Raw genomic sequence first — 7679 nt, forward strand, 5'->3', positions numbered from 1 at the left:
CGCCTGCACGCAAGGACCACAACATGACTGAACAACAGCACGACGAAAGCAAGCTCGAGCGAGTCATCCGCAAGATCAAGCGCTGCCTGGCCCTGTCCAAAAGCTCGAACGAGAATGAGGCGGCCACGGCAATGCGCCAGGCCCAAGCGCTGATGCGCGAATATCGACTCACCGAGCTGGATGTGCGCCTGAGCGATGTGGACGAGGTCCAGTCGGAGAAGTCCAGGGCGAACCGCCGACCAACCTGGGATCGGCAGCTTAGCGGGATCGTGGCCAGAGTGTTTGGTTGCCGACCTCTCTCGTATCGCCACTGGTGCGACACCTCCGGACGCATGGTTGAACGGGCCTTGTTTGTCGGCGTCACACCGGCACCCCAGATTGCGATGTACGCCTACGAAACCCTCCTTGCCAAGCTGACGCAGGCCAGGCGCGACTATGTGGCAAGGGTACGGTGCGGCAAGAGCCGCAACGCCTACTCGCCAGAGACTGCGGGGGACCACTTTGCAATCGCGTGGGTTTCAGTGGTGCACGGCAAAATCCATCAGCTGGTGCCCTGCGGCGAGGAGGATCCAGCCATTGAGCAGCACTCCAACGGCCGTGACTTGATGGCGGTGGAGAGTCAGGACAAGGCACTGATCGAGCAGTACTTGGCCGGGAAGGAAATAGGCAAGCTCCGCAAGGCTCGCGCTGTTGAGCTTGATATGGCGGCGCAGATCGCCGGGATGCTTGCCGGGCAGCGCGTAGAACTGAACCCTGGAATGGCTCACTTGGGTCAGGCCGCTGCGCAAATCAGCCACTCACGATGAGGTGATCTATGAGCACATTTGCAGTGTTCGGCATGACCGCGAGCAGCGCCTTCGCAGATGCCAGGAAGCAGACCAAAAACACTAGGCCAAGCGGAAAGGCTGGCTGCCCCCCCCCCTGGAGATGACGCTCGATGAGTGGACCGAGGCCGTTCAGCGCAACGCCGAGGCCATCATGGCAGGCGAGAAGGTAAAGCAGCTCAGCGCGCTCTTCGACACCCCGCAGCATGCCCAGCAGTTCATCGAGCTGGCCAAACGGGCCGGAGCTTGCCGTGACCTGAAGATCCGCTGCAAAGCCGCCCTACTCGACGAGAAGGGCAAGAAGATTCTCAGCCCAAAGACCAAGATGCCGGTCATCGGCTGGGCAGACTGGAAGCCTGAAACTCAAAAAGGCGTCTGAATATTGCTCCTCAGCGCTTAAGAGGCAGAATTAGGACTCTTGAGATAAATCCTAGCTAGCAGTGCAGTTCCAGAACCGATGATCAGAAGCAGCACTGTTATCAGCCCATTCATCATCCACTTCTGCTGTTCATAAATCTTATCTATCTCCGCTCGAAAAATAGCCCTTTGGTTATCCGAGTCTTTAACAAGATAGTCAAAGTCTTTGCGCAAAATTGGGATTGCAAGGGATTTTTCAGGGCTGCTACCTATAGCAAGATCTAGGGCTTGCACCCGACCTTCAACGGCGGAAAGCCTATCTCTGACCACCGCAATGTCTAGGGCTGCGGCTGTATTGGGATTACCGTCAGAAACGTTACCAACAAGTTTCTTTATCCCATCCAAGTCTCCACGTAAGGCTTGAAGATCATCAGAAAATTTTTGGATACGCATCTCCGCATTCAGTGCATCTACACGGGACCCGATGGTGATATTCGAATCACCTATGGAGCCCAAAAAAAGCTGGGCAACAGTAATCCCAGATACGATAACTGCAATTATGGGAAATACGATGCTTATTTTCTCCATAAATCGACCTATTTTTTCCAGCAACTCAAACTCCTTTTCTATCTTCGACACATCAAGCTACGGGTAAAGGTAAAGCGCGATCGTATACGAGCCAACAGATGGAAAAAAGAGCGCATAGATTACTCGCGCGCGTCAGCCGCCCCCCCCTCCCTCTCGCCTCTATTCACCGCCGCGATATGGCGGCCAAGGAATCGTCATGCCAACGGAAGCCCCATTCAGAAATACCGAACTGATTAGCCAAGCCGCATCGGCCATCGAAGACCTGCTAGCCAACGGCACAGGTGCAATCGCGGCCGGGGCCTGGGCCAGCCTGCCCGCCGAGCTGCGCAAGCTCGGCGCCCAGCCAGCCCCGCAGCCCAGCCCCGAGCCAATAGCCTGGATGGTTGGTACTGCCTTCTGGTGGACCAAAGAAGAGGCAGAGAGGGATGCGGCGGAGACTGGGCTGCCGATTGTCACTGTTGGGCCGTTGCCAGACATCCCTGAAGAATACTGCCTGATGCCCAAGCGGCTCACAGCCGAGAACGGCGCCAAAGCCCTGCTGCTCGGTGAGTTCAAGCTGGAGGTCACCCAGGAATGCCCGGAATGCCGCGAACTGGATGAGCCGGTAGAAGGCTGCGATATATGCGATGGCGAGGGTGAGTACGGCCAGCGCCACCTCATCCCTTGGGACACGATCAAGTACATCTACAGCGAAGCCGTGAGGGGTCTTACGTTACAACCGAAGGCCACTCGCATGCCATTGTGAGGCAAGGAGTACAAAAGTACTCCACCCAGCTGTAACCCCTCTCCCCTCTACTTCGATGCGGCGAGACGATCAGCAGCAGATACACCCTCCACAGCAATTCGGCGAGCGCGGCCAACACCCCATGCGAGCGCCCGGGTCATCGACTCACCTGGTCGAGAATCGAAAGCCTCCTCATGGATGGCCATGCCGCTGGATGCGTACACACCGATGAACATCTGCGTCATACCAGTTCGCGACAGGCGCACCTGCACGTCAATGAAGGTGCCGTCACTGAGCGTTTCGGCTTGAGTGCGATGGTGCAACGTCGGGTCTGCCCAATCCCAAAAAACATCACCGCGAATCCTCATGCCGTCTCCTACGACTTTAGTTGTATGCGATAGGTTATTTTCACAATAGCGAACGCGAAGCGGCTATCAACCGCAGCGGGATATACTGAGAACTGTATCGGACAAGCGGCGATCAGTCCGCGTCCGGGGGCTCAGGCAGGTGCATCGTTGCAGCAAAAGCCATCCATTCTTCAAAAATGCGTCGGTGCTGGTCGCAATCCGATCGCCAGTTGGCGGAGGACGTCACACCATACACAACCTGACTCATCGTTTGAGTCGTGTAGATATCGAGCTTTCGAAGCAGTTCGTACGCATGAAACTGTTGATCCTTGCTAATAGAGCTCATGTGATCCACCGCTGATGAGGAGCGAAGCACTCCTCGTGACCGGTGGACACCTCGCCACAGATTAAAGTCACCAGAACATAAATTTTTTTCGCCAACAGCCGCGATATGGCGGCCAGGGATCAGCTGCGCACGCGCTTCACTGCGCCTGCAGCCATGAGGGCGGCGCCAGGTATCCAGAGGCCCGGCATTGAGGCACCCAAGCCGACGGCGAGCAGTGCGATTCCAACAGCAAACATAGCGCTCTCCTTAACAGAAAGATCCATTTCGAAACCCCGCCAATTTAAGCACAAGCAGGTCGCAGGAGCGGCCAAGGATTTCTCATGCCTGGAAAACAGTATCCGCTGGAGGTGCACAGCGTCGGCAGCGACACCTACATCGCGATGAGCAAGGGTCACCACGACCTTGAGGCGTTCATGGCTGAAGCCGTGAAGAAATGCCCAGGCTGGTTCCTGGGTGGCCCGCAGCACAAATGGTGCAAGACGGTGCCGGATCGATCGGGCGAGTTCGCGCACCGATACGTGTTCGTGGAGGAAGGCACGCCAGGCGCATGGCCGGCGACCTACTGCTGGGAATTCGGCGAGGACTACAAGCGCTACAACGCCGAGGTGCACCCATGATCGGCTGGCTGATTGAAGTTCTCACATACGGCGCCATCGGCGCGCTGATCGGCGCTTCGTGGATGAGCCAGCACAAGGGCGAGCAGGCGGTGCCGTGCGTTACCCACCTCCAGCGCCAGCTCTCCCCGCACGAAACCCAACCCGAACCTACACCCGCACTGGCGCCTGGGCGCTGGATTGATGAGAGGTATGAGCTGTGACGGACACTGATTGGAACGTCGCGCCCTCCGATGCAGAAGTATGGGCGCCATGCACACCCAAATTCATGGCGGGCTGGTACAAAACAGACGCTCAAGGCCGCTGGTATTACGCCAGATCCCGTAGCGCAGGCTGGTGGGCAATCGAGCGGCCATCGACGTATCGCCAGCGCCAAATGGAGCGGCGCCCATGACCGACCTAATCGAAGTGAAGACGGCAGACCTGGCCGGCGAGGCGCTGGGCTGGGCAGTTGGCAGGGCTGAAGGCCTGGACGTGTTCCTCGCACCGCCGCAGTACGGGAACCCCTGGCGTGTGTTTGCCCGGTACCAGGCCAGCGCCACCGAACACACCAAGCGCTTCAACCCTTGGGAGGACTGGGCGCTTGGTGGTCCGCTGATCGACAAGCACCACGTTCAGACAAGTTTCGATGGCGCGGGCTTCAGCCGAAGCCCAACCGGAGAGTACTGGTGCGCCTACGTCTGCAAGGCCACCGGCCAGGAAGTGCTTCCAAGCGGCGACGGACCCAGCGCGCTGACAGCCTCATGCCGAGCGATAGCACAGGCCAAGCTCGGCGATACCGTCCAAGTGCCGAAGGAGCTGATCAATGACCACTGAAGCAACCGACGTGCAGGGCCTGATGCAAGCCTGCCAGCGCGGCGTGGCTGGCAAAGGCCAGGCTATCGAAGCTGCCAACAACCTGCTGGCCGAGTGCTACGGACTGCTGGGCAAGCTGTCCACCGAGAACGAGCAACTGCGCAAGGATGCCGAGCGCAGCAAGCGCTTGCTACTGGATGCCTGCATCTCCATCGGCAGCATTGGCGAAGCGCTTGGCCTGGACATGGATGCCGACGCCGACATGATGATCGGCACAGCCCGCGATCTGATCGATGGCCTAAACCGCATCATCCAGGAATGCCCACTTGGCAGCCCTGGCTTTGCCATCGCCACCGAGGTGATGGGAGAGCTTGGCGTGCAGCAGGAGGACGAATAATGATCCTACCTCTGATGTACATGGCCTACCTGATCTACAGGGGGCCGCGACCATGAAAGCGCGCATGACCTACTGGAACGGCTACTGGTGGTGCCGGCGAATGGGCTGTACGGGCCAAGGCGCCACCATGAAAGAAGCGTGGGATGACATGTGGACTCTGTACTTCGAGGCCGTCCGCCCTGCGCGCCCGCAGACCTTCCATTCGCCGCGTGTCCGCTGCGGCTGATTCCAGCCTAACCCCTCCCCCAACCACTCAAGCCCGCCGACATGCGCGGGCATGGAGAGCTATTGCCATGCCAATCATCACCGTGACCACGACTGTTATCACTCGCTTCGACGTGCCCGAGGGCGTCGGCATCGATCTCATCCGCCACCAGGCGCTGCCAGTGCTCGGGGAAGACGACGAAGGCACAGATGCGGTCGCTGTCCTGCAGGGCTCCGCATTGAACATGCTTTTCATGGGCGCTGCTGACGCTCGATCACTTTCGGTCGAGCACTCCATCACCGAAGGCGAGGCCTGACCACCAACCTGCCGCCACCGGCGGCGTGGAGACCATCCCATGGAAACCGAGATCCTTTCGGACGAAGAGCTGGTGGTGATCACCGGCTACAAACCCCGGGCGTGGCAGCGCCGCTGGTTGAAAGAGAAAGGCTGGCATTTCGTCGAGAGCCGCGGCGGCCGGCCCCTAGTGGGTCGCCTCTACGCCCGCCAGAAGCTCAGCGGCGTGGTGATCGACACCGTGCCTGTCGCTGCAGCCCCGCCCCCGGCGCCCGCCTGGACCCCTGATTTCTCCCGAGTAAAGTGAAATGCGACCCAGAAGTACCGAGAACCGCGACCTGCCGCCGGGCATGTACCGGCGCAAGCGCACCAGAAAGAACGGAAAAGTGTGGGTTGGGTACTACTACCGCGACCAGGCTGGCAAGGAAATCCCTCTCGGTACCGACCTGGTGCAGGCCAAGCTGAAGTGGGCCGACTTCGAAGCCAAGGCCACCCCGGCCGAGCTGACGACAATGAAGGGGATCTTCGACGAGTACCTGCTGAAGATCATCCCAGGCAAGGCCGCCAGGACCCAGAAGGACAACATCTACGAGCTCAAGCAGCTGCGCGCCGTGTTCGACTCGGCACCGATCGACGCCATCACACCAGCCATGATCGCGCAGTACCGCGACTCGCGGTCGGCGAAGACCAGGGCGAACAGGGAGATTGCCCTTCTCTCCCACGTATTCAACACGGCGAGGGAATGGGGACTCACCACCCGAGACAACCCGTGTCTGGGCGTGAGAAAGAACAAGGAGAAACCGCGCGACTTCTACGCCAACGAAACTGTCTGGCAGGCGGTGTATGAGGAGGCTCCACCGGAGCTGAAGGATGCGATGGACCTGGCATACCTGACTGGCCAGCGGCCGTCGGACGTGCTGTCCATGCGGAAGGACGATATGGAAGGGATTTACCTGCTGGTCAGCCAAGGCAAGACCGGCAAGCGATTGAGGATCGTCCTGGAAGCGAATGGCGTAAGGAACAGCCTGGGCCTGCTGCTGGACCGCATCATCAGATACACCAGCCAGCACCTGTCGCCGTTCTTCATCGTCAACGAGCACGGCAAACGCATGAGCTGGCCCATGCTGCGCAACCGGTGGGCGGAGGCTCGCGAAGCTGCCAGGGTGAAAGCCGAACTGGACAAGAAGCCAGACCTGGCCAATCGAATCGCCCAGTTTCAGTTCCGCGATATCCGACCGAAAGCGGCATCGGAAATCAACGACCTGAGCGATGCAAGCGTGCTGCTGGGCCACTCAAAAGAGGGAATCACCGAACGCGTTTACCGCCGCGTCGGCGCCATCGCCAAGCCCTCGAAAGGCTGAAGTTTCGGAACTCCATGCCTTTTATTTCGGAACTCTTGGCTTTTTGGACCCATAAAGAAAAACCCCGCAGACGTTAATCTGCGGGGCTTTCGAATGTGGAGGCCGAGGTCGGAATCGAACCGGCGTAGACGGATTTGCAATCCGGTAAGAGATTCAGGTTTTTCGGGGCTTTCAGCCTGCAGACCGCGGAATTACTGGCCTAAGCCTTAATTGCTGGTGCTGGTAGTTCATGACTATTTGGGACATCCAGTGTCCCAGGATTGTCCCTCGCCTTTTGCCCCACGCCTACGGCTTCCTGCCGAACGTTCCCTTCCTTTATATAGCTAGCCACCGAGCTCGGCCAGCCGTGCATCTGCCGAATGTACAATCACCAGGTACAGCCGCTCGACCGCAGCGGCCGGGATCGCCTTCAGCACCTCCAGCGCCTCTACCAGACTCTCGGCCCTCGCCTGGGCAATCAGGCAATTGGTCGCCGTGTCACTGACCTCGATCTCCGCGACCCGCTTGCGCAGCAGGCCGTGGATTTCTGGAGGCATGATGATCCCTGGCAAAAACTCCTGGGGCCTCTGGTTACCGTAACGACCGCTCACTATTCTCTCTCCCCTTGATGGAGAGGCCATTATAGATCGACTCGCACGCCAGCCCGGCTATTCGGCTTCGCTCAAGCGCTGCTGCGCAGCTGCCCGCCATTCGGTCAGCGTCTTCAAGCAATCCCCCGAGCACCACGACGGCAGATGTTCCTGCCTGGCGCTGCTGGGTAGCAATGGCGCCGCAGGTGGCTCTGTGGCCGTCCCGCAGTCTGGCGATTTCCCCGCGCATCCCACCAG

15 protein-coding genes are annotated in these 7679 nt (G+C 59.3%); 10 read left to right on the top strand and 5 right to left on the bottom strand.

The window, feature by feature from the left end:
- Positions 1-23: 23 nt before the first annotated feature.
- Together L6D64_RS26600 and L6D64_RS26605 are read left to right on the top strand one after the other, a co-directional pair.
- The gene (locus L6D64_RS26600) at positions 24-806 is read left to right on the top strand and encodes a DUF2786 domain-containing protein (protein ID WP_176509409.1); all 783 of its coding nucleotides are present in this window, start codon (positions 24-26) and stop codon (positions 804-806) included.
- Between the two features lie 121 nt (positions 807-927).
- Positions 928-1203 carry a hypothetical protein gene (locus L6D64_RS26605; RefSeq protein ID WP_236192613.1) on the top strand — a complete coding sequence of 92 codons (276 nt, stop codon included), beginning with the start codon at positions 928-930 and terminating at the stop codon, positions 1201-1203.
- Positions 1204-1220: 17 nt separating this feature from the next.
- On the opposite strand, the gene L6D64_RS26610 is transcribed toward L6D64_RS26605, so the two are convergent.
- The gene (locus L6D64_RS26610) at positions 1221-1793 is read right to left on the bottom strand and encodes a hypothetical protein (RefSeq protein ID WP_176509408.1); all 573 of its coding nucleotides are present in this window, start codon (positions 1791-1793) and stop codon (positions 1221-1223) included.
- A 172-nt stretch (positions 1794-1965) separates the two neighbouring features.
- Between L6D64_RS26610 and L6D64_RS26615 the strand changes: the two genes are divergently transcribed.
- Positions 1966-2514, top strand: coding sequence for a hypothetical protein (locus L6D64_RS26615; protein ID WP_176509400.1), 549 nt, complete (start codon positions 1966-1968; stop codon positions 2512-2514).
- Between the two features lie 47 nt (positions 2515-2561).
- Here the strand turns inward: L6D64_RS26615 and L6D64_RS26620 are convergent, their stop codons facing one another.
- Together L6D64_RS26620 and L6D64_RS26625 are read right to left on the bottom strand one after the other, a co-directional pair.
- Entirely contained in the window at positions 2562-2861 is a 300-nt protein-coding gene (locus L6D64_RS26620; protein ID WP_105948338.1) for a hypothetical protein, read from the bottom strand.
- Positions 2862-2973: 112 nt separating this feature from the next.
- Complete coding sequence (locus L6D64_RS26625; RefSeq protein WP_176509407.1) at positions 2974-3186, bottom strand: hypothetical protein; 213 nt, start codon at positions 3184-3186, stop codon at positions 2974-2976.
- 320 nt (positions 3187-3506) lie between these two features.
- On the opposite strand from L6D64_RS26625, the gene L6D64_RS26630 reads away from it, so the two are divergent.
- The 7 genes from L6D64_RS26630 (at position 3507) to L6D64_RS26660 (ending at position 6852) form a co-directional block, all read left to right on the top strand.
- Positions 3507-3803: a hypothetical protein gene (locus L6D64_RS26630; protein WP_176509406.1), complete on the top strand. Its 297-nt coding sequence runs from the start codon at positions 3507-3509 to the stop codon at positions 3801-3803.
- Positions 3800-4003 (top strand): hypothetical protein, encoded by a 204-nt coding sequence (locus tag L6D64_RS26635; RefSeq protein WP_176509399.1) that lies wholly within the window; start codon positions 3800-3802, stop codon positions 4001-4003. The genes L6D64_RS26630 and L6D64_RS26635 overlap by 4 nt, the downstream gene beginning before the upstream one ends.
- A gap of 187 nt (positions 4004-4190) precedes the next feature.
- Positions 4191-4616 carry a DUF2591 domain-containing protein gene (locus tag L6D64_RS26640; protein ID WP_176509405.1) on the top strand — a complete coding sequence of 142 codons (426 nt, stop codon included), beginning with the start codon at positions 4191-4193 and terminating at the stop codon, positions 4614-4616.
- Positions 4606-4992: a hypothetical protein gene (locus tag L6D64_RS26645; RefSeq protein ID WP_236192615.1), complete on the top strand. Its 387-nt coding sequence runs from the start codon at positions 4606-4608 to the stop codon at positions 4990-4992. The genes L6D64_RS26640 and L6D64_RS26645 overlap by 11 nt, the downstream gene beginning before the upstream one ends.
- 293 nt (positions 4993-5285) lie before the next feature.
- Positions 5286-5513: a hypothetical protein gene (locus L6D64_RS26650; RefSeq protein ID WP_176509404.1), complete on the top strand. Its 228-nt coding sequence runs from the start codon at positions 5286-5288 to the stop codon at positions 5511-5513.
- Positions 5514-5552: 39 nt separating this feature from the next.
- Positions 5553-5798, top strand: a complete 246-nt coding sequence (locus L6D64_RS26655; RefSeq protein ID WP_176509403.1) for a DUF4224 domain-containing protein — start codon at positions 5553-5555, stop codon at positions 5796-5798.
- 1 nt (position 5799) lies between these two features.
- The gene (locus tag L6D64_RS26660) at positions 5800-6852 is read left to right on the top strand and encodes a site-specific integrase (RefSeq protein WP_176509402.1); all 1053 of its coding nucleotides are present in this window, start codon (positions 5800-5802) and stop codon (positions 6850-6852) included.
- Positions 6853-7175: 323 nt separating this feature from the next.
- Here L6D64_RS26660 and L6D64_RS26665 read toward each other — a convergent pair whose 3' ends face one another.
- Both L6D64_RS26665 and L6D64_RS26670 read right to left on the bottom strand, forming a co-directional pair.
- Positions 7176-7388 carry a hypothetical protein gene (locus L6D64_RS26665; RefSeq protein ID WP_236192617.1) on the bottom strand — a complete coding sequence of 71 codons (213 nt, stop codon included), beginning with the start codon at positions 7386-7388 and terminating at the stop codon, positions 7176-7178.
- A gap of 34 nt (positions 7389-7422) precedes the next feature.
- The coding region (locus L6D64_RS26670; protein ID WP_236192619.1) for a DUF2514 family protein at positions 7423-7679 on the bottom strand (257 nt) is incomplete at its 5' end.

This window comes from Pseudomonas urethralis (genome assembly GCF_021602465.1).
GTDB lineage: Bacteria > Pseudomonadota > Gammaproteobacteria > Pseudomonadales > Pseudomonadaceae > Aquipseudomonas > Aquipseudomonas vlassakiae.

What these genes read in the sequence shown, in the direction of transcription:
- L6D64_RS26600 (WP_176509409.1), top strand. Translation starts at nt 24, where the DNA reads ATGACTGAACAACAGCACGACGAAAGCAAGCTCGAGCGAGTCATCCGC.
- L6D64_RS26605 (WP_236192613.1), top strand. Translation starts at nt 928, where the DNA reads ATGACGCTCGATGAGTGGACCGAGGCCGTTCAGCGCAACGCCGAGGCC.
- L6D64_RS26615 (WP_176509400.1), top strand. Translation starts at nt 1,966, where the DNA reads ATGCCAACGGAAGCCCCATTCAGAAATACCGAACTGATTAGCCAAGCC.
- L6D64_RS26620 (WP_105948338.1), bottom strand. Translation starts at nt 2,861, where the DNA reads ATGAGGATTCGCGGTGATGTTTTTTGGGATTGGGCAGACCCGACGTTG.
- L6D64_RS26625 (WP_176509407.1), bottom strand. Translation starts at nt 3,186, where the DNA reads ATGAGCTCTATTAGCAAGGATCAACAGTTTCATGCGTACGAACTGCTT.
- L6D64_RS26630 (WP_176509406.1), top strand. Translation starts at nt 3,507, where the DNA reads ATGCCTGGAAAACAGTATCCGCTGGAGGTGCACAGCGTCGGCAGCGAC.
- L6D64_RS26635 (WP_176509399.1), top strand. Translation starts at nt 3,800, where the DNA reads ATGATCGGCTGGCTGATTGAAGTTCTCACATACGGCGCCATCGGCGCG.
- L6D64_RS26640 (WP_176509405.1), top strand. Translation starts at nt 4,191, where the DNA reads ATGACCGACCTAATCGAAGTGAAGACGGCAGACCTGGCCGGCGAGGCG.
- L6D64_RS26645 (WP_236192615.1), top strand. Translation starts at nt 4,606, where the DNA reads ATGACCACTGAAGCAACCGACGTGCAGGGCCTGATGCAAGCCTGCCAG.
- L6D64_RS26650 (WP_176509404.1), top strand. Translation starts at nt 5,286, where the DNA reads ATGCCAATCATCACCGTGACCACGACTGTTATCACTCGCTTCGACGTG.
- L6D64_RS26655 (WP_176509403.1), top strand. Translation starts at nt 5,553, where the DNA reads ATGGAAACCGAGATCCTTTCGGACGAAGAGCTGGTGGTGATCACCGGC.
- L6D64_RS26660 (WP_176509402.1), top strand. Translation starts at nt 5,800, where the DNA reads ATGCGACCCAGAAGTACCGAGAACCGCGACCTGCCGCCGGGCATGTAC.
- L6D64_RS26665 (WP_236192617.1), bottom strand. Translation starts at nt 7,388, where the DNA reads ATGCCTCCAGAAATCCACGGCCTGCTGCGCAAGCGGGTCGCGGAGATC.